The sequence below is a fragment of the Ekhidna sp. genome (genome assembly GCF_965221965.1).
Taxonomy (GTDB): domain Bacteria; phylum Bacteroidota; class Bacteroidia; order Cytophagales; family Cyclobacteriaceae; genus Ekhidna.
Genome location: NZ_OZ244926.1, coordinates 3293869 through 3318565 on the forward strand (window position 1 = coordinate 3293869; position 24697 = coordinate 3318565).

A 24697-nucleotide genomic window follows, 5' to 3' on the forward strand; every position below is an offset into this window, starting at 1 on the left:
AAAAACTACCTCAGCCGCTGGAAATACAACATTTCCTGCGGCTTCCCTATGTTCTTTTCGCTGATCGTGTAGAAACTACCATTGTGCCAGCAAATGGCTTCCCCCTGTGGTTCAGGAGTATAGTCGATTGTTCGGGGGTTCCAATCCAAAATACGGTCAACAGCCGGTTTACTTGATTGTCCCCAGTAAAATATTGAATCGTAATGTTTCAGTAACAATTCACCCTTTTCATTCATATCAGCTGCGGTAAAATTTCGGGATGGGATCGTCCCTTTTGCTTTTATTACCATCGGAGTTGGATTGATCTCAAAAGGAAATGAATAGACCATGGCATGTTTTTCTCTCTTTGTGACAAGCACAAATTCCTGCTTCTGATAATCATACAACACAGCCTCAGCATCTCTAGCTCCTTCAGCGTATTTGAACTGCATGATTTTAAGTTTCTCTCTCGGGACATTGGACGTGGCAGAGTTGAATATTGGTTCTTCCAGCTGAATCAAACTGACAGACTCATGCACGGCCCGGTTATCACCTGTCTCGGCGACATAAATAAACGACTGCTCTCCATTATTGACGGTGACAATCTCTTCCCAATCCCGATTTTCAATTCCCTCCAAAGTCACTTCCATGTGAATATTTCCCTCTTTGTCGATCAAGTAAATAATCGGATCGCTATCGCTATCATTATGTGTCCAGAAATAACCGGGATTTGTATAAGACTCATCTATTCCAGAGACCTCAACCAATCGAGAATCCGAGATGGAAGCGACTACTTTTTGATGGGCAAAAAACCGGATAGATAAAGTGAAAGCACTTATCAGCAGCCCGATTATAAATATATGTGATGGTTTTACCGCTCTCATTTAAAAAGAGAAAGAGGCGCAAAAATAAAATTTTTGTTTCAAACTACGCCACCTTACTTTTATTCGCCAGCTGTCCGCATGCGGCATCAATGTCTTTACCCCGACTTCTACGCACACTTGTATGAATCCCTCCCTTGATCAGGTGATTAGCAAACCGATCGATGGTCTCAGGGTCAGCTTTGGTGAATGATGCTTCGGAAATTGGATTGTACTCAATGATGTTGACACGAACTCCGGGAACCTTTCGCGCATATTTCAGCAACTTGTCTGCATCTTCGATTGAGTCGTTGAAATCATAAAAAAGGATGTATTCGAACGTGATTCGGTTTCCTGTTTTATCGTAGAAATAGTTCAGTGCTTTAAGCAATGCCTCAAGGGTGTTGGTCTCATTGATAGGCATGATGGAATCACGTTTCTTGTCATCTGCTGCATGAAGCGAAAGTGCCAGGTTGAACTTCACTTCATCGTCGGCTAGCTTCTGAATCATCTTCGCAATGCCTGCAGTGGAAACCGTGATGCGCTTCGGTGACATATTCAATCCATCTTCGGCTGTGATGCGATCAATCCCTTCCATCATTCCCTTGTAGTTGAGCAATGGCTCACCCATACCCATAAATACAATATTAGAAAGAGGTTTTTGATAGTGTTCTTCCGCTTGATCTCTAATCGCCACCACCTGATCATAAATTTCACCACCATCCAGGTTTCGTTCTCTTTTCATGTATCCGGTCGCACAGAACTTACAACTTAGTGAGCAGCCAACCTGAGAGGAAACACAGGCCGTCATGCGATCGTCTGCCGGAATAAGTACTCCTTCAATCAGATGTTTATCGTGAAGACGAAATGCGGATTTAATGGTGCCATCATTGGAAAGCTGAGAATTGTCGATCGTGATGTGATTGATCACGAATTCCTCTTTCAGCTTATCCCGAAGGGGTTTGGAAAGGTTCGACATTTCATCAAAAGTCCTGGCGGATTTCGCCCACAACCATTCCCATACCTGCTTTGCACGAAATTTCTTTTCTCCATTCGCTTCAAACCAGATTGTCAAACTCTCCAACGTCTCTTTCCTGATGTCCTTCATTCTGCAAAGGTATAAAGATGGTTACGGTTCTTTTACTATTTTCGTTGATGTGACCCTAATCGACAACCTAAATAAAACAATTGGTAAGGCCATTTCGTGGCTTACCCTGCTTTTGGTGTTGATAATCGTTGTGGATGTAATTCTACGATATACTTTCAGCATCACCTCAGCCGCTTCTTTTGAATTGGAGTGGCATCTGTTTGCAGCCATTTTCTTGCTTGGGGCAGCCTATACCTTGAAAGAGGATAAGCATGTACGGGTAGATGTTTTTTATCACCGGTTCTCTCCAAAATCTAAAGCATGGGTAAACCTAATCGGAACACTCCTGCTCCTGATGCCATTTTGTGCTGTTGCTTTCTGGGAGTCTTTGTCTTTTGTTCAGAGCTCATTTTCTATGAATGAAACCAGTCCTCAGCCCGGCGGACTTCCAGCCAGATGGATTATTAAGTCAACCATTCCTGTAGGCTTTTTATTATTAGCGCTTCAGGGCATTTCACTAATCATACAATCAATCAAGACAATCACCCATGGAGGACAAGAAAACCAATAAGCCGCAGGTTGAAAAAACTCCGAGTTGGCTGAAAACTATCCAGCTGAATAGCTGGGAAGCGGAGCTATTAATATCGGCACTTTTGCTTTATACCTTATTTCAAATTCCAGACTTTTTAGAAATGTGGGCACTCCAATCGTTTGAGCGTGGTAGCCAGCTACATAAGTTGTTCGGGATAATTGAAAAAGCGATTCGCTTGTTAAGTTTTGGTTACATCCTTCACATCCTCGTCAGGGGAATTTGGGTTGCTTCGGTAGGGCTCAGCTATGTTTTTCCTAAAGGCATAGATGCCACCTCCTTGAAATTCAAAGGAAAATTTAAAAAAGAACTAACCAATTCAGGCTCGCTTGTTAAAATGGTACTGAGATTAGAAGAACTCTCTTCGATCATTTATGGCATTTCATTTATTTTCTTTGGGACGCTTGTAGGGTTTGCTTCCTTTATCTTTTCCTTTATTTTCTTCTTTGAGCTAATCACTCCTTTGATGAGTGAAAACACCTACATGGGAGGGGTCATTGGCATACTAATTCTCTTCTACTTTCTACTGACAATTTTGGTTTTTATAGATTTCCTTACAAATGGCTATTTCAGAAGAAAAAATTGGTCAGCAGACTGGTTTTATTATGTCGCTCTCATTTTTAGGGTTGTTACACTTTCCTTCTTATACAGAAGATCATTATTGGTACTTATTTCTAATACAAAAGGATGGCGGTCGTATTTGATTCCTATTGTTGTGCTTATCATCACAGGAGGGTTTGTTTACCTAACTAAGAGTATTCGGGACGCAAAGGAAGAAGCCTACTACATCAAAGCTGCTTTGGGCGAGTATATTTCTTCCAATTATGAAAACACTAGAAACAACACTGACAGGTTAGTTGCCACTATACAGTCAGACATTGTGCATGATAATACACTCAAGGTTTTTCTAAAAGATCTTGATGCTTTCGGTGGTATCCATCTTTTTGAAGGAAAAAAATTAGAAAAAGGAAAGTGGGATCGGCTATCCTCAGACTCAGTCACCTTTTATTTTAAAAAGCGACTTAATATTCGTATTGATGAAACACGTCTGGATAGCATCAGTTGGTTTAAAACACAACACCCCAGGTCATACGAGTTTGGTTTTACCTCATTTATTGATATCAGTAAATTCGATGGAGGCCCGCATTTTCTAAAAATTGGCATTGATACTACCGGGATGAAAGAAGTAGCCAAAGACATTGTAGAAAAAGATAACTATTCCCTTCAAACGATCAGCAACATCTATTTTATCTACGATAAACCATGATTGAGTATCTCCCATTAATCTTATTTGGAGTAATATTCCTGTTGATTTTATTAGGCTATCCGGTTGCCTTTACCCTCGGCGGGCTTTCTGTCTTCGTTGGCCTGATCGTTTTCGATATTGACTTCTTTTATCTTCTTTCCCTCAGGGTATATGGCACCATGCAAAACTTTGTGTTGCTGGCCGTTCCACTTTTCATTTTCATGGGCATGATGCTGGAGAAGTCCGGCATTGCTGAAAGACTCCTTCACACCATGAGTATGCTATTTGGTCAAATTCGCGGCGGGCTGGCCATCGCGGTTGTGGTGGTTGGTGCTATGCTGGCCGCATCCACAGGTATTGTAGGAGCCACGGTCGTCACCATGGGCCTGATCAGCTTACCTACCATGCTGAAAAACGGATACGGCCCACGAATCAGTACAGGAGTAATCGCCTCCTCCGGAACACTTGGTCAAATAATTCCTCCTTCGGTAGTTCTTGTCCTCTTAGGTAGTGTGCTGAATGTATCGGTAGGTGATCTTTTTCTGGCGGCAGTGGTTCCCGGGGTTTGCCTGGTGGTGATCTACCTGCTTTACATCATTATTTATGGACAAATCTTCCCGGAGCGAGTACCAAAAGTTTCGAGGGAGCAAGTAAAGGAATTCCGATCAGAAGGCTTTTCAGCAGAGGTAGTAAAGTCCTTTCTGTTTCCTTTCATCCTGATTCTGATTGTGCTGGGTTCCATTTTCGCCGGAATCGCTTCGCCTACCGAGGCTGCCGGTGTTGGTGCTTTTGGCGCAATGATTTTGGCACTGGTGAGTAAGAAATTCAACTTGTCCATACTAAAAGAAGTGATGAAGGAAACCACTATGCTTACCTCCATGGTCTTTATGATTTTAGTAGGAGCAACCGCATTTTCGTTGGTCTTTCGAGGATTAGAGGGCGATAAATTTTTACTGAATCTTATACAAAGTGCTGATCTGGATGCGACTACTTTTCTCATTGTAGTCATGATCGTTGTGTTTATCTCGGGCTTCTTCATTGATTTTATAGAGATTGTCTTCATCATCGTACCTGTAGTAGCACCCATTTTTGTCTCACTAGGGGTGGATTTAATCTGGATTGGAATCTTGCTTGCAATCAACTTGCAGACATCATTCTTGACCCCTCCATTTGGCTTTGCTTTGTTTTATCTGAAAGGTGTAGCTCCTCCGGAAGTGAAAACCAGCCACATTTATCAGGGCATTATTCCTTTTGTGATTATTCAACTATTATTTCTGATCTTGTTGATTGTGTTTCCGGGATTGATTTCGATAATTTAATACTTTAATAATTACATAATTGTAAAGTGAGATTTAGTGCTGTCTTAGTTTTAGTGCTTATTTGTTTTCACGCCAGCAGTCAGGAAATTACGTTTTCCAGACTGACTGAACGTGAGGGATTACCGGGGAATCAGGCTTATGCTTTCTTAAAAGACCAAAAAGGTTTTATGTGGTTCGGTACAGCATCCGGGCTCTGTCGCTATGATGGATATGAAATAAAGCCTTTCACACAGGATCTGGGCTATGAGATTTCTGATGACTTTATAACTGCGCTCTGCCAGGATACAGAAGGGAATATATGGGTTGGTACAAATAGCGGCGGCATCAATAAGTTTGATCCGGCGACAGAGACTTTTAGTTCTTATCAGCATGATCCTAAAAACCCCAGCAGCATAGCCGCAGATCGTGTCAGAGAAATTATATGTGACGGAAATGGCAACCTATGGGTTGGATTTGATAATGGATTTGGACTTAGTAAATTCAACATAAAAGAGGGTACAAGTGTGAACTACGACCCATTTGAAGATGTCACAACTCCGGGAGTAAAGGCAATACGAGGATTGGTTCTGGATGCATATGACTCCTCCCTACTTTGGCTTGGCACAACGAGCGGATTGATCCGCTTCGATATCAAAAAAGAATCATTTAAAGTGATCGATCATCCGCTCACACCAAAAAACAGGCATGGCTTATTTTCCTTAATTCAAATTGATAGCACCCGATTACTGGGAGGCTTTTTTCATGCAGGAGTAGACATTTATCACATAGACAAAGAAAAGTGGGAAGGCGTGTATACTGATCCCTCAGAAACTGTTCGCATTTATGATCTGGCTAAAAAGTCTGAAACTGAATTTTGGGTTTCAGGTAGGCGAAGAGGGCTGGGGTTATATGATGTGAACTCAAAAGAGTTGACATTCCTCCCGGCAGATGTTAACAATCAGTCTTCCCCGTTTCCGGGGTTTACTTATGCTGTGTATGCAGAAGGCGATGGTGTGTGGGTAGGCGGAAGGCATGGCATCTCCTATTCAAATAAAAAGCAATCGCTTTTCTCCGCATTTACCGTCCCATTTTCAGAAAACCCACTGAAGGTAGTATCTGATTTGTCTGGGGTTTATGATAAGATATATATAACCGGCATTTCGCTATATGGAGTTTATGAAATAGATAAGATTACGGGTGAATCAAAGTTCTACAAGTATGGCGGTGAAACTCAATTTTCGGTCATTCTGGAATACAAGGACATTATATATCTGATTGGATATGATAATCAGTTGTATACTTTCAATAAGTCTTCCAAAAGCTTTAACAAGCTTGAGTTTGCGCAATTTGAAGGGCGGGAAATTTCACTTAACACGCTCTTGAAATGGGATGATCAACAGTTGTTAATTCTAACACGTTTCGGAGGTTCTTTTAAACTTGATCTATCTTCTCATCAGCTTAGCAAGCTAACAAATGATCAAAACGTCGAAGAGTGGCAGAATCAAGCGATCCTTCAAGAAGATGGCTCTATTTGGTTTGGGACGAGCAAAGGAGTAACCATTTATCAACCTGAATCTGACCAGCTTTCCAAGCTTCCCTTGAAGCTATCTGAAGGGAAGAAAGATCCAGACGTATTATCCCTCGCAAAAGATAGAAAAGGAACCATATGGTTAGGCACCACCTCAGGACTGATCAGGAAAGGTGAAAATTCTACTGAAATATATACCGTGATCAATTCTGATTTACCGGGAAATATCATTTCTCAGATAGAGGTTGATCATAAAAATAATCTCTGGTTGAAGACACAAAGGGGTATTAGCTTTCTAGATCCCACTTCAATGCAAATAATCAATTATGACCTTTCTGATGGCATCATTAATCGTGAAGGGGTTCTAAGGATAATAGATGAAGATGTCTATTATGGAACGCATGGGAACTATTTAAAAATGACTGCCCAAAATGAGTCATATAAGAAGACAGCCCCAAAAGTAAACCTGCTTTCTTTCGAAGTAGCAAATGACACTTATCCACTTGAAAAAGCCATTGACTTTACTGATGAAATTATTCTTGACTACCAGCACAATTCTTTAGCATTTTCTTTTACCTCTCCCGATTTTCATGAGCAGGAAAAAATCTCTTATTCGTACCGATTAGTCGGGCAGGATAAAGACTGGATTCCATCCAAAGACAGACGGTATGTCAGGTATACGAATCTGGAGGGTGGCAAATACACATTTCAAGTAAAGGCCAGGTATCATGATACAGACTGGGGTGAAATAAAATCAGTTGAAATTCTGTTGGAAACCCCCTTCTGGGAAACCTGGTGGTTTTATACGCTCGGCTGTTTATTCATCATAGGTTCGGCCTTTGCTCTTTATAAAATCAGGATCAGGGTTCTGCAACGCAAAGCAGATATGGAGACACAGGAGCTGAGATTGGAAGCAATGCATAAAAGGCTAATCGAACTAAATGCTACACCTCCGGATATAAGCCTTAATATGACTGCATTGAATAAAAAGCTAAACACTCCACTGAGTGAACGAGAATTCGAGGTGCTCAAACTCAGCCTGGAAGGAAAATCAAATAGTGAGATCGGAAATGAATTATTTATATCAATCAGCACCGTAAAGTTCCATTTAAGAAACACGTATGGTAAATTAGGCGTCAGCAATCGCAAAGAAGCCTTAGTTTATGTGGTCAAAAAGTCTTAATCTGGTATTAGTACTATTTCCTTGTCTTCTATTTTCCCAGTCGGATGTTTCAAAAGCAGTCCATGATTTGATTGAGGATGAGGAGTACGAAGAAGCTATCAAACAAGCAGATTCACTACTCAACCTGTCGCAATTCTATGAAGACTACTACTATTTATACAGCAAAAAGGGAGATGCTTACTACTATCTGGCAGACATCAAAAACTCCCTGAAGAACTACCTGCTAGCGAGTGAAGAACCGCAAATCAAACTGTTGGAAAACAGGAAAGTACTACAGGAAACGTTTAGCAATATTGGTTTTTGCTATAGTGATTTAGGAATCCACGATAAGGCGCTGCAGTACTATAAAGCTTCCTTTGATCTTGCAGTTGAATTGAATGATAGCTCGGAGGTAGCAGTAGGTTACTACAACATGTCCAATGCTCACCTAAAGCAAGGTAGTCTGGAAGAAGGCATGAACTTGCTGGAGCTTGCTTATGCGATAGATAAGCAAAGAAGAGACACTGCAGCCATAGGTTTTGACCTGAACACACTGGGATATGCCGCTTTGGAAATGAACAATCCGGATGAGGCCATCCAATACTTTAAAGAGTCTATACTCCTTCTGGCGAAGAGTTCCGGGAATTACAATTCACTGGGCACCCGGTATAACAATCTTTCAAAAGCCTTTCTGCGAAAAAGCGAATGGGATAGCGCCCTTTTCTACAATAAGAAATCCATTGAAATTCATGAGCAGTTTAATGATGAAATCAACCTGGCGAACCGATGGATCAATCGTGCCATGATCTTAAATCAAATGGATTTTCCGGAACAAGCCCTGGAGTGGAGCCTGAAAGCCAGTGATAGAGTGGCACAGTTGAAAAAAAGTGACCTGATTTTGATGGCCAACACAGCAGCGGTTGAATCTTATGAAAAGCAGGGACGGAAACAAGCGGCTATTAAGCTTACAGAAACAAACATAAAACTTGCAGAAGAAATAAGGTCGATCAAGCATCTCCACATTGCTCAAAAGAAATATGCACAGCTCCTAAACAAAGTGGGACGATCAGGAGAAGCATATGATGCGCTAAGAACAGCCGGCATCCTTTCCGATTCGATCAAAACCATTGAAGCCCAACGGGCAGCTTCTGAACTGGCCGTAAAATATGAAGTGGATAAAATAGCAAGTGAAAATGAGATTTTGCAATTGGAAAGTGATGTAGCGATAGCAAAACTTGCTCAAGAACAAAATACTACATTTTGGCTGACTGTTTTGGTGATCATTGTATTAGTAACCGGATCGCTCATTACCTATTCACTTATTTCAAAAAGTAGGATAAAAGAACAATTGATGCAGTCGGAAATCAGTGAATTGCGACTCCAGATCAAACAGCTCATTGACTTCAAACCCGAGGAATCGCACATCTCCATTGATCAGCTAAACAAAGCACTAAAGGAGCCACTGAGTGATCGTGAATTTGAGGTTTTGCAGATGGCAATGACCGATAAAAACAACAGTGAGATCGCAGATAAAATCTACATTTCTACCAATACAGTGAAGTATCACCTCAAAAATGTCTACCAAAAGCTGGGAGTGTCTAATAGAAAAGAGGCATTGAAATTCGCTTTCCAGGCTACCTCAAGCTAGTTCTTGACAAAACTACCCACAAGGGTAGGACAAAACTAGCCCATAAGGTCAGGCAGATTCTTATGGTATCGCGAGAAGTTTGATCCAAACAAAATCGCAATGCCATGACAAATGTCTTAGTTAAAAAATTCTTGCTCTTTGCTTCCATAGTGGTTGCACTGAATCAACTAGCAAGTGCTCAAAACGTAACGTTTAACGATACGAATTTTAAAAATGCCCTGCTCGCCCATGATCCGGTCATCGACACCAACGGTGACGATGAAATACAGGTGAGTGAAGCGGAGGCTTTTACCGGTTTCTTAAACCTCTACTATCAGAGTATCAGTGATGCTACCGGGCTGGAAGCTTTTATTAACATCACCAAACTGAACATTTCCCAGAATAGTTTAACGAATCTTGATGTCACAGACCTTACTGCCCTTACTTACCTCTATGCATACTCAAATTCACTGTCATCTATAGATGTTTCACAGAATACACAACTAGATACGCTTGTTCTATTTACTAATCAACTAACTACTCTTGACCTAAACAGCAACACCGGCCTGATCTATTTGGATGTTAGAGGGAATCAATTGACTTCCATTGATGTAACCAACAACATCAATCTAAAGGGAATCAATTTCTGGCAAAATGAGATTTCTACTTTTACCTTTCCTGCCAGCATTGAATCAAGTTTGACGCAACTGGGATACGGAGACAATCCGCTCTCAAACACCTTCGATTTTACACAGTTTCCTAATCTTGAATACCTGGAATGTAGGACCAGCAACCTTACTTCCATTGACGTCAGCTCATTGAGCAATCTTAAATCGCTGATCATAATCGATAACCCGATTACCACAATCGATTTATCACAAAACACCTCACTTGAAATGCTCTATAGTTCAAACACCTCAATGACGGAACTTGACTTATCAAGCAATGTCAACCTGACTTTTTTCTATCACTGGAGTGCTGATTTTTACGAAACAGAAAGTCTCATTGAGTCCATAAACTTAGCCAATGGAAACAATGACAAGCTAGATTACATCGCCATTGGCGATAATCCTAACCTCACCTGCATTCAGGTTGATAATCCAACCGACCCTTTCCCTAACGCAACCACTCTGACATTAAATGGATTTTCAAATTTCAGAGATATCTGTGTTCCCGGTCAAATAGTATTTATTGATAAGGCATTTGAGACGGCCCTTTTAGAACACACTCCTGCTATAGATACTGATGCTGATGGGGTAATCACAAAAACAGAGGCTGCTGCTTACACAGGGGTGCTTGACATAGGACAGAATCCAATAAAGAACGTCAGTGAGATAAGATACTTCACTGGAATTACCGGATTGGATGTGGCACAAACGGACATTGGAAACCTTGATTTATCTGAAAATCCAGCTTTAACTACACTAGATATTTCCGGCATCAGTGAGCTGCGGGTTCTGAGCCTCGATAATGGAAACAATGAGGCAATCACGAACATTACCTGGGCTTCCTGGTATCCTTCATTTATTACAGTGGATGATCCTGTCTATTCAGAAAACAACTGGAATTTTTTCCCTGCTGCCAACTACTGTACAGATTGTACTGCCAGTGTTCCGACTGCTTTTGAAAATAGACTTATTGCAGATGGGTATGATCTCAATGATGACGGGGATATTCAGGTCAGTGAGGCTGAACAAATAACAGAGTTGAAATATACTGCATACACCAGCTTATCCATTATTTCCGGGTTTGAAGCTTTCACGGCACTCCAAACACTTGAACTCCCCACAACTTTTAATACCTCGATTATCAATCTGACACAGTGTACAAAGCTGACCACCCTAAAATTGCCAGGTGCTGCCATTGGCTCGATCGATCTCTCCATGAATCCACTGCTGAGCACCTTACAGTTAAACGGTATGGAAAACAGCAACTTCACATCGTTGGACTTGAGGAACAATCCGGCACTCTCAAACTTATACCTGAATGATTCATACTTTGAGGAGGTAGATATTTCTAATAATAAAGAACTCCGAACCGTTGTTTTCAGAAACAATGCGCTTACTGAGCTGGATTTTAGCCATGTACCAGGCCTATCACACTTGGATGTTCAGGATAACAACCTTACCTCATTAAATGTCAAGAACGGCAATATCGAAGGTATTTTCGCGCCTCAATTCAGAACTAATGGCAACCCTAACTTAACCTGTATTGCAGTGGACGATGTGGCTTATGCGGAAGCCAACTTCATCAATATTGATGAGGGTCAAAGCTTTGATATTGATTGTGATGATTTTCCTATTCCGTTTGCTGATGCAAACCTTGAGACAGCACTCTTAAGCTACACTCCTGCCATTGATCTAAATGCAGATGGTGATATTAGATTGAGTGAAGCAGCCGCTTTCACAGGAGTGTTAGACCTTTCAGGTCTAAGCATCACCACGGCAGATGAACTTCAATATTTCACAGGTACTACAGGATTAGACATTAGTGATAATAATCTAACACTCCTCAATGTCAAAAATGGGAACAACCAAAATTTCACTGTGTTTGACGCTACGGGTAACTCAGGATTGAGTTGTATCAAGGTAGATCAGGCCAGGTATTCCGAGGAAAACTGGACAAACATAGATGCAGGAGCAAGTTTCTCTGCCTATTGTGATTCGGATGAGATTGTCCACATTCCGGACGGCTTTTGGAAAACAAGCATCATTAATTCCGGTGTGGATTCAAACAGTGATGGAGACATTACCTATGGGGAAGCACTGGCGTATACAGGAGAGCTCCGAACATTTAGCTATGCAGTAACAGATCTCACCGGTATCGAAGCGTTCGAAAATCTGGATGGATTGAGAATTGAATATCAGGCCTCACTCAACGAAGTAGATGTAACTGCCAATACCCAATTAACAAGTTTCATCTTCACGCAAAGTTTTGGAGAAGGTGTTGCCGAAATTGATTTGAGCAATAACCTGCTTTTGGAAACTATAAATGTGTCAAGGACGGCTATGACAGGCTTGGACCTGACGCTTTATCCAAATCTTACAGATTTCAATTGCAATTCCTGTGAGTTGTTGTCAGTTGATTTATCCCAAAACACATCCCTTCAGTTTCTAAATCTGTATTACAATGATATCCCTTCAATCGATCTATCAAATAATACATTGCTCACTCGACTTTATTTAGACTATAACAATCTAAATGAACTTAACCTGACAGGGTTGACAAACATCGAACAACTGAGTGCTTCAGGTAATAACATTACTTCTTTGGATGTGAGTAACCTGACCGGTTTAACATCCATAGAATTATTGGAAACCAATGTAGTGTCACTAGACCTTATGAATAACAATTTGCTGGAACGAATTGATATCTACGGAGGAGATGGTACAGAAGGCGAACCACAACGAGGAAAGCTTGAAGAACTCATCCTGCCGTCTGATCCTTCCAGATTGTATTACTTGCAGTTGGAATACAATAACATCCAGTATATTGATTTGAGCAATGTATACTTCGATCCGGAAGGGACACTCAACAATAGTGTGGTTTACCTCTACTCAAATGACCTTAAGGAAATAAACATTGGGAAGGTGTACAGTTTGGACATCTACGATAATCCAAATCTTACATGCGCCCAAACCACGGATGTAGCTTATGCAGAAGCGAATTACAGCTATGATGAAGGTGTCTCATTCAATACGTTTTGTGCTAGTAAGCAAAATGATATTTTAACCTTCTCTCTGGCAGAACAGACTAGTGAAGCGGTCATTGACAAGGACAATCACACCGTAGGCATTGAAGTAGAAATAGGAACGGATGTGACGAATCTCACTCCTACCATCACTGTTTCTGACAATGCTACTTATTCCCCGGGAGGAGCACAGGATTTTACTAATTCGGTGGTTTACACCGTTACAGCGGAGGATGGTTCTACACAAGATTGGAACGTGTCAGTGATCGTTGGTGAAAATACAGCCCCTACTCTTGAGACAGCATTTGAAGACCTGAGTGAGGAAGAAGGATTCGGCTCGGTACTCATCAGCTATGTGAATGCTTTCGCTGATGCCGATGGACATTCATTGACTATTTCAGTTGAAAGCAGTAATACGGATGTTGTGACCGTAGAACTAGCTTCAAATAATAATATTCGAGTAACTGAAGTAGGAATTGGAGTAAGTACCATCACAGTAACCGCATCCGATGGTTTTGGAGGGTCTGTTTCTGATGAGTTTACTTTCACCGTTACAGAAGCTCCACTCGGGCTAGTTGAAGACTTAAGTGTAAAGTTGTATCCAAACCCTACCGTGGACTTCCTGAATATCGGTTCGAGCAAATCACTGGAAGTAAAGCTGATTGACTTAAATGGAAGAACCTTGCAAATTGCCAACGGTCAACATATCCAAATGGATCTGCGAGCGATTGAGGCCGGCATGTATCTCCTAAAAATCAGTGACGGTGAATCAACGGAAACCAAGCGCATCATAAAGGCAAACTAAGGCAGCATTAGCTATGGCTATTGCGATGGGCGGCTCCAGGAGCCGCCCTTTTTTATTTCGCTTCTTTCATACCCACAGGTAAATCTCGGGTTTTATTGGTTGTCTATTCAGGGTTAGTTAATTTGGATTCGTGATCCGTCTATTTCCACAAATATTTCTCCTGACCCTATTCCAATCAATCACACTTCATGTCTTTGGTCAAAAGAACATTGAGGACCTTGAGTCTAAGCTATCCAAACTGAGTCAAAATACGACTGAATACACTTCTACTTTAACATTGCTTGCTAAAGAATACGCGGAAACTAATGCAGAAAAAGCACTGATTCTTGCTGCTGAAGCACTTCAGAATGTGCAAAATGATTCTTTAAAGGGCCAGATTTATATTGCCTTTTCGTCGGCTCACAGCTACATGGCCAGCTATGATACTTCTACCTGGTATTGCTTCAAAGCTCTGAAAATAGCAGAAGCATTTAAGGACACTGTAACCCTAATAGATGCTTACAACAATATTGGAATTGATTTTATGTTTCAAGAGGAAGACGAGCGAGCAGTAGAATATTATAAAAAAGTAGAGTCACTATCCAGGTCTTTTGGAGACTCGCTACGACTTGGCCATGCGCTCAATAACCTGGGAATTATGGCCAGCTATTCCGGAGATTATGATAGCGAGCTTGACTATTACAACCAAGCATCCGAAATTTTTCAAGCTATAAATGAGAAAGATGGACTTGCTAATACTTTTCTAAACACAGCAACAACCTACAGCCTCTTAGAGCAATTTGATCAAGCAGATGAATATCTCGAAAAGGCATTAGCTCTTTTTAAAAAAATAAAATTTTCTTCGGGCATTCAGAATACCATTCAATCGATGGCAGAAAATGAGTTTGCCCGGGGTAATTATAAAAAAGCCAACGAGCTGGCTAAAGAAGCACTCGATATGGCAGAAAAAAATGAGTTAGCACAAGATGTCATATATACCTATGAATTACTGGAACAAATTAGTCTTGCCACCTCCAACTATCAAAGGGCTCATGAATATTTAGTGAAAAGTAAAGCGAAGCAACAAGAGGTTTTTACACTTGAAAAATCTAAACAGATTGAGGAACTTGAGACGAAATATGAAACAGCCAAAAAAGAAGCGGAAATTGAACGTTTGTCTTTGGAAAATGAATTGCAAACGGCCAACCTTGCCAGTGCTAGAAATGCGCAGATTGCTATTGGTGTAGGAGCCGTCATGACCATTGTCGCTTTAGCTATTTTCTTCATTCAGCGAAACAAAAAATTAAAGGCAGAAAGAGAAGCGCAGGAGCTTCAGGTAGAGGCCTTGAAAAAACGATTCATGGAACTTCATTCCAGCCCATCCGAATTGGCTATGGAAATGGATATGGACGAACTGAATAAAAAACTACACACTCCACTTACGGAACGTGAGTTTGATGCCCTCAAACTCAGCATAGAGGGCAAATCCAATCCTGATATTTCAGAAGAACTGTTCATTTCTGTGAGTACGGTAAAATTTCATCTTCGAAATGCCTATTCAAAAATGGGGGTTGGTAACCGTAAAGAGGCATTTCAATTCATGCTCAAAACGAGCTGATTCACAATCACTTACGATTTATTTTTTAAAAACTAACCCATAAGGTCAGGTAAAACCTCTTGGCATTTCAGTGACTTTGAGCTGAACAAAATCGCAATGCCATGACAAAAATCAAAAACTTAACAACTATCGCTGCTATGCTGATGGGATTTCTCTCAGTCAAAGCGCAAACACCTGAACTTGTTCAGGACATTAATACTTTGCCACAGCAAACCATTCCGCTTAGCCATGTAATGGACAAAGCTGGAGACAAAGTTTTCTTTACCTCTGTCCATGCCAATGTCGGTATCTACGATGGGACAGACTATACCACCATCGACGTGACTACAGGAACCTTTGCTGCACGTGATTTCATCGACCTAAATGGCACAGTGTACTTCACCGCGGATGATGGAACGAACGGAAGGGAATTATGGAAATATGACGGCACTACCGCCACCCTGATTGATATCAACTCATCCGGTGATTCAAATCCCAGCTACTTGACCGTATGGGGATCAGACTTATACTTCGCTGCAGACGATGGAGTTGACGGAAACGAATTATGGAAGTACGATGGAACCACAGCCACTCAAGTTCATGATATTCAAGAAGGTTCAGTAGGGTCTGATCCCGAATACCTCGTCGTTTATAATGACGAACTGGTTTTCTTCGCAGATGATGGGGTCAATGGACAAGAGTTCTGGAAATACGATGGTACTTCCACCTCTTTAGTACAGGATATTCGTGGTGGATCCATTGGGTCTGCCGCAACGAGTCCTGATTTCGAAGAATATGATGGTAAACTTTATTTCAATGCCAGCACAGGCTCGCAGAGCTTGTGGGTCTATGATGGTACCGATGTAACCAATGTGGATAACACGATTGGAAACCCTAGACTTATGACGCAGTTCAATTCCAAGCTTTATTTCTATGGTTTTGTAAGCGGAAGTGATTTTGGAGGGGAGCTATGGGAGTACGATGGAACCACTGTGACAAATGTAGGAGACATCAACGAAGGTAGTGGAAATTCAAACATTGCAAATGGAGTAAGCGGTGGCTCCCATTTCGCCATTGTTAACGGTAACATGTATTTCGAAGCAGATGATGGAGTTAATGGGGATGAACTATATAAATTCGATGGCACATCGGTTACCAGAATCGATCTTAATCCAGGTTCAGGGAATGGCAATCCGGATTTCCTTTCCGTGATCAATTCAAAGCTCTATTTTCAGGGATACGACGGAACCATCACTACACTAAGAGAGTACGACGGAACCAACCTCAACACCATCGACATGGGTGAAGGACAAAGGTCTCCCAGACATATGACAGAGCTAAACGGGAAAGTAGTTTTCACCACAGTTTTTAACGACAATAGTCGGCGCTGGGAACTGTATGAATATGACGGGACCACTGCTTCACGAGTACCTACGCACGGAAAGACGGAATCTGGTGACCCCTATTATATAACAGCGCTAGGTGATAAAATATACTTCACAGCTGATGATGGGATCAATGGTCGCGAGCTATGGTCCAGCGATGGCACAACAACCGAGTTAGTAGCCGATCAATATCCCGGCATTGATGCAACGGAAGGGTATAATATGGTAAGCTTTGGCGATAAATTGCTCTATTTTGGATACACTGCAGAAGACGATGTGATCTATGTGTATGACGGCTCCAGCTTCGAAGTATTCAATTATTCCGGGTCCGAAGGAGATGGTTTCTTTGAGTACAATGGAGCACTTTATTTTCAAGGATGTTCTGATGAATTCGGTTGTGAGCTTTATACTTACAATGGGTCCACAATCACGCTTGTCGAAGACATCAATGAGGGGACGAATAGCTCATACCCGGGTGAATTCTGCATTTACAATAACGATCTCTATTTTAAGGCAAGGGATGCTACAAGTGGTAATGAACTTTGGAAGTACGATGGTGCCACCGTCAGCCTTGTAGCTGATATTAATTCAGGAACTGGCCACTCCAGCCCCAGTGAGTTGACTGTTGCAGGATCAAACTTGTATTTCAGAGCTACATCATCTACTCAAGGACAGGAACTGGGTATGTATGATGGAACTTCTGTGAGCATTATTGATATTTTTGAAGGCTCTTCGAGTTCATCACCTGGTAATCTAACCGAATACCAAAACAAACTAGTGCTTAAGGCCAATGACGGTGTTAATGGTCACGATTTGCATATTGTTGACGGAACCAACGTTCAATTGATTGACGTCAATCCATCGGGAGACTCCTACCCTAATGGCTTTTTCGAATTCAAGGATATTTTGTACTTCGAGGCTTTTGATGGCGTGAATGGAAGCGAACTGTTCAAATACGATGGTACGGATCTAACCCCTTTCGATTTAGTTACTGGAGCAGAAGCTTCCAACCCATCTTCGTTCTTTGAGTTCGGACCTTATATGTACTTTGGAGCTCAATCAGACGGAAACCCTTACGGATTACACCGATATGATGGAATGGGAGATATTGAATTTGTTGCTGAGGTAGAACCTTATGTGCAAAACGGTGATGATTACTATACCCTTGGCATACTGGATAATTACGCCTATTTCATGGGGTACAATGGCGTGGATGATGAACTTTACCGAATCCGAAGGATCGAAATTGAAAATGATATTCTGACATTCAGCTTAGCTGAGCAAACCGGAAATGCAGTCATTGATGCTGAAAACCATACAATTACCATCGAAACGCTTTTCGGTACAGATGTCAGCAACCTGAATCCGACAATAAGTATCTCTGATTATGCTGAACTTGACCTGAGCGGAGCACAGGACTTTAGTAGCCCTGTTGTCTACACAGTAACATCTGAGTATGGGGAAGCACAAGAGTGGACGGTAACAGTGACAACTGCTCCGAACGCTGCTCCGATTGTTGAAAACGAACTCAGTGATGTGCAGGATAACGCCGGATTCGGATCAACAGTAATTAGCTATGCAAACGTATTTTCTGACGCAGAAGGGCACTCATTGAATATCTCAGTAGAGAGTTCAGATGAAAATGTTGTGACTGCAGAGGTTATTGAAGGAGATCAGATTCAAATCAATGAAGTAGGTGTTGGATCTAGCACCATCACCATAACTGCTGATGACGGTTTTGGCGGCTCTGTTTCAGACGCATTCAGCTTCTCAGTAAACAATAATGCACCTACTGTAGCAAATCCAATAATTGATGAAAACGTGGATCAGGGTTTTGAAACTACTTCAATAAACTTAGCAGAAGTTTTCGCTGACCCAGATGGTGATGAGCTAACCTTTACCGCAACGAGTAATAATACGGATGTAGCAACAGTTGCAGTCACAGAAGCAACACTCACTATTTCTGAGGTTGGAATTGGAACAACGACTATCTCAATATCTACCTCCGATGGAAATGGGGGGTCGGTGGCTGATGAATTCACCTTCACAGTATCAGAAGTAGCTCTCGGCCTGGAAGACCTTAAGATCAAAATCTACCCCAACCCTACGTCCAACTTCATCCATATAGATGCAAAAGAATCGATATCTGCAAGACTAATGGATATGGAGGGTAGGGAATTAAAGCGCGAAGTGGGCACGCAACTCCAAATGAATCTACAGTCTTTACAACCAGGTATCTACTTATTGAAAATTATGGATGGAGATCGCTCTGCTAACCATCGAATTATAAAGGCAAACTAAGGCAGCATTAGCTATGGCTATTGCGATGGGGCGGCTCCAGGAGTCGCCCTTTTTTTATTTTGCCTCTTTTCTATCTAAAAAATAAACCTCCTGAATTTTACCTTCAGCCACTTTATACATTACAATCGCAAAAATCTTTCTTCCTTCCCCAAAAGTCACTTCTTCATGCTCGATCACTGTATTGTTTACCGCAATTCGATTGAGAAGCTTACAATTCAGGTCAGGCGTTCGGGCAAACATATTCCCATACTGTGCTCGCATGGTTTCTTTACCTTGATAAAGCAACGCTCTTTTGTCATTGTATACTTTCACCGAATCCGAATAGGGTTTTAGAAAAGCCTCAATATCACGGTTGTTATAAGCCTCGAGTTGTTCATTAGCCAGCTCTTCCGGTGTTTGAGAAAATAGGAGGTTGACACAAAGACTAGCCAGAATAATCAAAATGTATTTCTTCATTGTTTACATAATTCGTTCATAAAATACCCGCTCGCTTACATTCATCCACGTACTCACATCCTTTCGGAATTTATCGAAAGCTTCATACACTTTCTTGCTGGGTGCATCCTTTTCACAGAGTTCCGCCAATGCTTCTTTGGTATATCCTTTTAACGCCTCCAAAACTTCAACAGGAAATGGTGCAACCTCTACATCTGTTTCATTAATAATCTTCTGCAGATACTGCCCATTCTTGGCATCAAACTCAGCGCCCATCCATCGGTTGGTGCGGTAGCAAGCAGTACGAATGATCTCTTGTAAATCAGATGGTAATGCATCAAACTTTGGTTTGTTGATCATCATTTCCAGCGCCGGGCCCGGCTCATGCCAACCCGGATAGTAATAGTACTTGGCTACATTATAAAAGCCCATCAAATAATCATGGAAGGGCCCAATCCATTCGGTAGCGTCAATAACTCCTCGCTCCAGGTTGGTGTAAATCTCTCCTCCAGAAACCAACACCGGAGTACCTCCTGCCTTCTCCAATACTTTTGCTCCTAATCCGGGAATACGCATTTTCAATCCCTGAAGATCTTCAATCGTTTTGATTTCCTTTTTAAACCACCCTGCCATCTGAACTCCGGTATTTCCGCATAGAATCGGCTGGATATTGAAGGGTGCATAAAGTTCTTCCCATAGCTCTGCGCCTCCTCCGGATATGATCCATGATCCCATCTGCTGGGCATTCATTCCAAAAGGAACGGCTGCAAAAAACTGTGCAGCAGGCACCTTTCCTGCCCAGTAATAGGCGGCTCCATGATTCATCTCCACTGCTCCATTGCTCACCGCATCAAACCCTTCCAGTGCGGGTATGAGCTCTCCTCCTCCATAGACCGTGATCTCCATGCGGCCACCGGACATTTTCTTCACCCATTCTGCAAGCAACTTACAGCCTTCTCCGACTACTGGAAAATTAGGCGGCCAGGTAGTGGTCATCTTCCACCGATAAGTGTTGTTGAAATTGATGTAGGGGCCCTGGCTTTTTTCTTCCGATTTTACACAGGAGGCCAATGTGGTAGCGCCTGCTGCAGCCAGGGCAGATTTAGTTAGGAAGTTGCGACGTTTCATGTCGCTAAAGCTAATAATTAAACTCCTATCAAATGACGGCTATATTGATATTCAACTATGCTATCTCATACGTCAAGGAGGGTAGGAATGAAAGTTTGGCGGGCCAGCGTGGGGCTCGAGGGTTGATAGCTTTCAAACTTTCTTGGTTTTTTTGCTTCGTTTTTGGGCCAAGCCAAAAATGAAGAGCCCGCCTGGCTTGAAGGCGAAGAAATCAAGAATAGGAGATTTTAATCCCATTCAATAAGTACTTCTGAGCAGTTCTTTCTCCATATTCACATACTGCAACTTCTCCATCTTGTTTACTTCCAGAGAATAAAAGTCAAATTCTTCCACCACTTTTCCCTGCAGACGATACACGCCCTGTCCCCGAAACGGCCAGGCGGCAGCCGAAGGAGGAAAGTGAACCGTATCAATAAACTGACCTTCCCGATCTACAAACGTCCCGAAGTTCATGCGCTTACCATTTGATGTGCCTGTATTTTTGATCGCCACCAGATAACCGAGCATGGTTACGTTCTGCCCCAGAAAATCAGGTAGCTGGCGTGAAAGAACACCCCGCTCATCCGCCTCCAGTAAATCGAAAGGGTTACATAGCGGAAAGCCCAACAGATCCATTTCATCGAAAGCACTTTCCCTGGGGTCCTGATGCAGGTTTGGTAGTTTCCAGGATTTCATCGGTGTATAAAATAGCTGGTTCTTTTCTCTCGACACGCCGGACCCTAACTGGAAATGCACTTGCCAGAGCGTCTCCTTTTTTGAAAGCCCACAAAAGCGAAGTGCTCCTACTCTCACCAGTAGCTTGATCTGCTCAAGCGAAACATCCACGCGCTCAATGAAATCATCCAAATCCAGGTACTGCCCGTTGACCTCACGCTCCGTCAATATCTTTTCAATCACCTCGGTATTCAACCCCTTGACCATTCCTAACCCCAGGTAAATCGTCTTACCCAAAATAACTGTCAGTCCTTCGCTATGATTGACACAGGGTGCCTCGATTTGCGCCCCTTGCATCCGTGCTTCGTGCACATAAAACTCCACACGGTAAAAGCCTCCTCCATTGTTGATCACCGCCACCATATACTCGAGCGGGTAGTAGGTCTTCAAAAACAAGGCCTGGTAGCTCTCTACGGCATAAGATGCCGAGTGTCCTTTCGCAAAGGCATATCCGGCAAAACTTTCAATCTGCCGCCAGACATCAGCTGCCAGCTCGTACGGGTGACCCAGGTCTTTGCAGTTTTCAAAATATCGGTCACGAGCCTTTTGAAACTCATCTCTAGATCGGTACTTTCCCGACATCCCCCGACGCAGCACGTCTGCCTCTCCGAGTGTGAGCTTGGCAAAATAGTGCGCCACCTTGATCACATCTTCCTGGTACACCATCACACCGTACGTGTCGGGCATGATCTCCCACAACACCGGGTGGGCTTCTTTCCTACGCTCGGGATAACGATAACGAAGGATGTATTCTCGCATCATTCCTGACTTAGCCACGCCCGGACGAATGATGGAGCTGGCGGCTACCAATCCCATGTACTCCTGCACCTGCAGCTTTTTTAGCAACATCCGCATGGCTGGTGACTCAATATAAAAGCAGCCAATAGCATCTGCATTTCTCAGCCGGTCACGAATCACCGGATCTTCTTTGAATTTTTTGAAATCATGAATATCAATATCACCCACATCCGGGCAATTTCTGCTGATTATTTCCAGTGAATCTTTAATCTTACCAAGCCCTCTCTGACTTAGAATATCAAACTTGTACAAGCCCACATCCTCCGCAATGATCATGTCAAAATGGGTGAGCGGATAACCCTTCGGAGGCAGACTGGTAGCGGTGAAATAATGAATGGGTTTGTCGGAGATGAGAATGCCTCCTGCGTGGATACTCAGGTGGCTTGGAAAATCTTTCAACCGCTCACTGTACCGATGAATCAGTTGACCAATGTGATCAAGATTGGATGGTTCAGACGCAGCAACCTTCTCAATTTCATAGCCCGGCAATCCAAATACTTTCCCCAGTTCTCGCATCACTGCCCGATGTTGGAAAGTGCTGTAAGTCGCAAGAAGCGCCACCTTCAATCCGTTCTCAGACTGACCAAAACGTTCAAAGATGTAGCAGGTGATGTCGTCCCGATCCTTCCAGGAAAAGTCGATATCAAAGTCAGGCGGGTTCTGGCGAAACAGGTTGATGAAACGCTCAAAATACAGATCCAGACTCACCGGATCTACATCTGTGATCCGGAGAAGATATGCTACGATGCTATTCGCCCCACTCCCGCGTCCTACGTAATAATATCCCATCTTTCGGGCATAATTCAGAATGTCCCAGTTTACCAGAAAGTAAGAGATAAACCCCTTGGTTTTAATCAGGTCAAGCTCTTTTTTCAGCCGTTCGTGAATTTCCGGTTCGGGATGATCCCCATATCGATAGGGTAGCCCTTTCTCGCATAGATCCACCAACAACTTCCAATCTTTCTCATCCGATCCGGTATACGTTTTGATGTTTTGGTGCCGCTCAAAATTCCCAAACTCAAAGTCGACTGCACATCGATCAAACAACCGCTTGGTATTTACAATAATTTCCGGATAGTCCCGATAGCATTCCAATAGTTTGCCTAACGGATACATCACATCATCAGGATTACCCTCCTGTGTTTTCGAAAGCTTGCTCAGCAAGGTGTTTTGATCCATCGCGCGAAGCAGACGATGCATATTGAAGCTGACTTTTTCCTCCCGAAAAGAAACCGTCTGTAACACCACCAGCTTGTCGAGTTGCTTGCTCCACTTTGTCATGGTAAACTTCACCATGTCCCGGGGACGCACGCCCAAATATTCATGCGACTCCAGCTCCCGGTCAAAATCAAATTGAAATGGATAGATAATAAATACCTGCTCAAATACCGGCGCTCGATCCGGAAAATCCTTTCCCTCATGCAGATGTTCGGATAAGTATTCATTCAGCTCCTGAAAGCCTTCATTGCTCTTTGCGATCCCGATAAATTTCTGCTCGTTCCCATTTCGGAAATCAATTCCGAGAATAGGTTTGATTTCCTGCTCCTTGGCCAACCGAACGAAGTTGAGACTGCCCGCAGTGGAGTTGATATCGGTTAGTGCCAGCTCATTAATTCCACACCTTTTAGCCTCTGCCAGGAGGTCTTCCTCGGAAAGTGTGCCGTACTTAAAGCTGTAATATGAATGGGTGTTGAGGTACATGGTTAATCATTAAATCCACCTCCTACCCCCGCCAGCGGGGGATACACTGCTCTGATTTTTGGATTTCAAAAAACGCCATATATCTCTCCCTCTGGAGGGAGATAGAGGGAGGACTCTCATGAAGACAGTTTTTTGAAGGTCAAAAATCATATCTGAATCGCTTTAATTGAGGGAGAAACCACTCATCATTTCACCCTCCTCGTCCTTGGCTTAGGTAAGGGAATTTTATTTTTATGAATAATTTCCCTTGCCTCATTTTCTATGACTCGAGCCACGCTATTAATTTGAGTTAAAACTGCTTCATCAGAGAATCGAAGTACTCTAAAACCGGCCTGTTCCAATCGATCCTGTTTCTGGTGGTCTTCCTTAACAACCTCTTCATAACTATGTGTGATTCCATCAACCTCAATTATGAGCATCAAATCCTTACACATAAAATCAGCAATGTAATCCAGCACAGGTCTTTGCCGTCGAAAAGTGAAACCCATTACACCTCCTGCTCTGAGAACATATTTCCAAAGGCAAGCCTCTGCTTTGGTCATTTCTTTTCTCAACCTATTGGCATTAGACTTTAAAGCTTTGTTGTATCCGTAGTTGTTTTGGTTAGATGATTTCATTACTTATTCAATTAGTTCATTAAATCCACCCCCTACCCCCGCCAGCGGGGGATACTGTACCCTGATTTTTGGATCATCTTAATTGGGGGAGGAAGCACTCGCAATCTCACCATCCCTCCTCCGCTTAATCGTTAACTCCGTCCCCGACATCATGCTATTACGCTAAGCAG

General features: G+C 42.5%; 14 protein-coding genes and 1 pseudogene. 9 read left to right on the top strand and 6 right to left on the bottom strand.

The annotated features are described in order from the left end of the window. Nucleotides 1-5: 5 nt before the first annotated feature. Together ACOQON_RS15535 and rlmN are read right to left on the bottom strand one after the other, a co-directional pair. On the bottom strand, nucleotides 6-863 hold the full coding sequence (locus tag ACOQON_RS15535) for a hypothetical protein (RefSeq protein WP_420576339.1): 858 nt from the start codon (nucleotides 861-863) through the stop codon (nucleotides 6-8). Between the two features lie 43 nt (nucleotides 864-906). Continuing rightward, nucleotides 907-1947, bottom strand: coding sequence for a 23S rRNA (adenine(2503)-C(2))-methyltransferase RlmN (gene rlmN / locus ACOQON_RS15540; protein ID WP_420576340.1), 1041 nt, complete (start codon nucleotides 1945-1947; stop codon nucleotides 907-909). On the opposite strand from rlmN, the gene ACOQON_RS15545 reads away from it, so the two are divergent. From ACOQON_RS15545 to ACOQON_RS15585, 9 genes and pseudogenes are all read left to right on the top strand, one after another. Beyond that, nucleotides 1937-2497, top strand: coding sequence for a TRAP transporter small permease subunit (locus ACOQON_RS15545; RefSeq protein WP_420576341.1), 561 nt, complete (start codon nucleotides 1937-1939; stop codon nucleotides 2495-2497). The genes rlmN and ACOQON_RS15545 overlap by 11 nt on opposite strands. Beyond that, complete coding sequence (locus ACOQON_RS15550) at nucleotides 2475-3782, top strand: hypothetical protein (RefSeq protein ID WP_420576342.1); 1308 nt, start codon at nucleotides 2475-2477, stop codon at nucleotides 3780-3782. Before ACOQON_RS15545 ends, ACOQON_RS15550 begins: the two co-directional genes overlap by 23 nt. After that, nucleotides 3779-5080 carry a TRAP transporter large permease gene (locus ACOQON_RS15555; RefSeq protein WP_420576343.1) on the top strand — a complete coding sequence of 434 codons (1302 nt, stop codon included), beginning with the start codon at nucleotides 3779-3781 and terminating at the stop codon, nucleotides 5078-5080. The genes ACOQON_RS15550 and ACOQON_RS15555 overlap by 4 nt, the downstream gene beginning before the upstream one ends. A 53-nt stretch (nucleotides 5081-5133) precedes the next feature. Further along, a pseudogene (locus ACOQON_RS15560) lies at nucleotides 5134-5235 on the top strand (hypothetical protein); the annotation flags it as partial. A 12-nt stretch (nucleotides 5236-5247) separates the two neighbouring features. Continuing rightward, nucleotides 5248-7770 (top strand): ligand-binding sensor domain-containing protein, encoded by a 2523-nt coding sequence (locus tag ACOQON_RS15565; RefSeq protein WP_420578696.1) that lies wholly within the window; start codon nucleotides 5248-5250, stop codon nucleotides 7768-7770. Beyond that, nucleotides 7751-9397, top strand: coding sequence for a tetratricopeptide repeat protein (locus ACOQON_RS15570; protein ID WP_420576344.1), 1647 nt, complete (start codon nucleotides 7751-7753; stop codon nucleotides 9395-9397). The genes ACOQON_RS15565 and ACOQON_RS15570 overlap by 20 nt, the downstream gene beginning before the upstream one ends. A 104-nt stretch (nucleotides 9398-9501) precedes the next feature. Further along, a complete protein-coding gene (locus tag ACOQON_RS15575) occupies nucleotides 9502-13872 on the top strand; it encodes a T9SS type A sorting domain-containing protein (RefSeq protein ID WP_420576345.1) in 4371 nt (1456 codons plus the stop codon). A 130-nt stretch (nucleotides 13873-14002) separates the two neighbouring features. Further along, nucleotides 14003-15469, top strand: coding sequence for a tetratricopeptide repeat protein (locus ACOQON_RS15580; RefSeq protein ID WP_420576346.1), 1467 nt, complete (start codon nucleotides 14003-14005; stop codon nucleotides 15467-15469). 101 nt (nucleotides 15470-15570) lie between these two features. Beyond that, entirely contained in the window at nucleotides 15571-19134 is a 3564-nt protein-coding gene (locus ACOQON_RS15585) for a T9SS type A sorting domain-containing protein (protein WP_420576347.1), read from the top strand. A 54-nt stretch (nucleotides 19135-19188) separates the two neighbouring features. Here ACOQON_RS15585 and ACOQON_RS15590 read toward each other — a convergent pair whose 3' ends face one another. The 4 genes from ACOQON_RS15590 to ACOQON_RS15605 form a co-directional block, all read right to left on the bottom strand. Then, nucleotides 19189-19590 (bottom strand): nuclear transport factor 2 family protein, encoded by a 402-nt coding sequence (locus ACOQON_RS15590; RefSeq protein ID WP_420576348.1) that lies wholly within the window; start codon nucleotides 19588-19590, stop codon nucleotides 19189-19191. A 3-nt stretch (nucleotides 19591-19593) separates the two neighbouring features. Further along, nucleotides 19594-20697 carry a TRAP transporter substrate-binding protein gene (locus tag ACOQON_RS15595; RefSeq protein ID WP_420576349.1) on the bottom strand — a complete coding sequence of 368 codons (1104 nt, stop codon included), beginning with the start codon at nucleotides 20695-20697 and terminating at the stop codon, nucleotides 19594-19596. Between the two features lie 237 nt (nucleotides 20698-20934). Next, nucleotides 20935-23910 (bottom strand): DNA polymerase III subunit alpha, encoded by a 2976-nt coding sequence (locus ACOQON_RS15600; RefSeq protein WP_420576350.1) that lies wholly within the window; start codon nucleotides 23908-23910, stop codon nucleotides 20935-20937. A 185-nt stretch (nucleotides 23911-24095) separates the two neighbouring features. After that, nucleotides 24096-24527 carry an endonuclease domain-containing protein gene (locus ACOQON_RS15605; RefSeq protein ID WP_420576351.1) on the bottom strand — a complete coding sequence of 144 codons (432 nt, stop codon included), beginning with the start codon at nucleotides 24525-24527 and terminating at the stop codon, nucleotides 24096-24098. Nucleotides 24528-24697 lie beyond the last annotated feature (170 nt).

Coding starts and splice junctions, on each gene's coding strand:
- ACOQON_RS15595 (WP_420576349.1), bottom strand. CDS start 20,697: ATGAAACGTCGCAACTTCCTAACTAAATCTGCCCTGGCTGCAGCAGGC.
- ACOQON_RS15575 (WP_420576345.1), top strand. CDS start 9,502: ATGACAAATGTCTTAGTTAAAAAATTCTTGCTCTTTGCTTCCATAGTG.
- ACOQON_RS15600 (WP_420576350.1), bottom strand. CDS start 23,910: ATGTACCTCAACACCCATTCATATTACAGCTTTAAGTACGGCACACTT.
- ACOQON_RS15545 (WP_420576341.1), top strand. CDS start 1,937: ATGTCCTTCATTCTGCAAAGGTATAAAGATGGTTACGGTTCTTTTACT.
- ACOQON_RS15565 (WP_420578696.1), top strand. CDS start 5,248: ATGTGGTTCGGTACAGCATCCGGGCTCTGTCGCTATGATGGATATGAA.
- ACOQON_RS15605 (WP_420576351.1), bottom strand. CDS start 24,527: ATGAAATCATCTAACCAAAACAACTACGGATACAACAAAGCTTTAAAG.
- rlmN (WP_420576340.1), bottom strand. CDS start 1,947: ATGAAGGACATCAGGAAAGAGACGTTGGAGAGTTTGACAATCTGGTTT.
- ACOQON_RS15550 (WP_420576342.1), top strand. CDS start 2,475: ATGGAGGACAAGAAAACCAATAAGCCGCAGGTTGAAAAAACTCCGAGT.
- ACOQON_RS15585 (WP_420576347.1), top strand. CDS start 15,571: ATGACAAAAATCAAAAACTTAACAACTATCGCTGCTATGCTGATGGGA.
- ACOQON_RS15535 (WP_420576339.1), bottom strand. CDS start 863: ATGAGAGCGGTAAAACCATCACATATATTTATAATCGGGCTGCTGATA.
- ACOQON_RS15570 (WP_420576344.1), top strand. CDS start 7,751: ATGTGGTCAAAAAGTCTTAATCTGGTATTAGTACTATTTCCTTGTCTT.
- ACOQON_RS15555 (WP_420576343.1), top strand. CDS start 3,779: ATGATTGAGTATCTCCCATTAATCTTATTTGGAGTAATATTCCTGTTG.
- ACOQON_RS15590 (WP_420576348.1), bottom strand. CDS start 19,590: ATGAAGAAATACATTTTGATTATTCTGGCTAGTCTTTGTGTCAACCTC.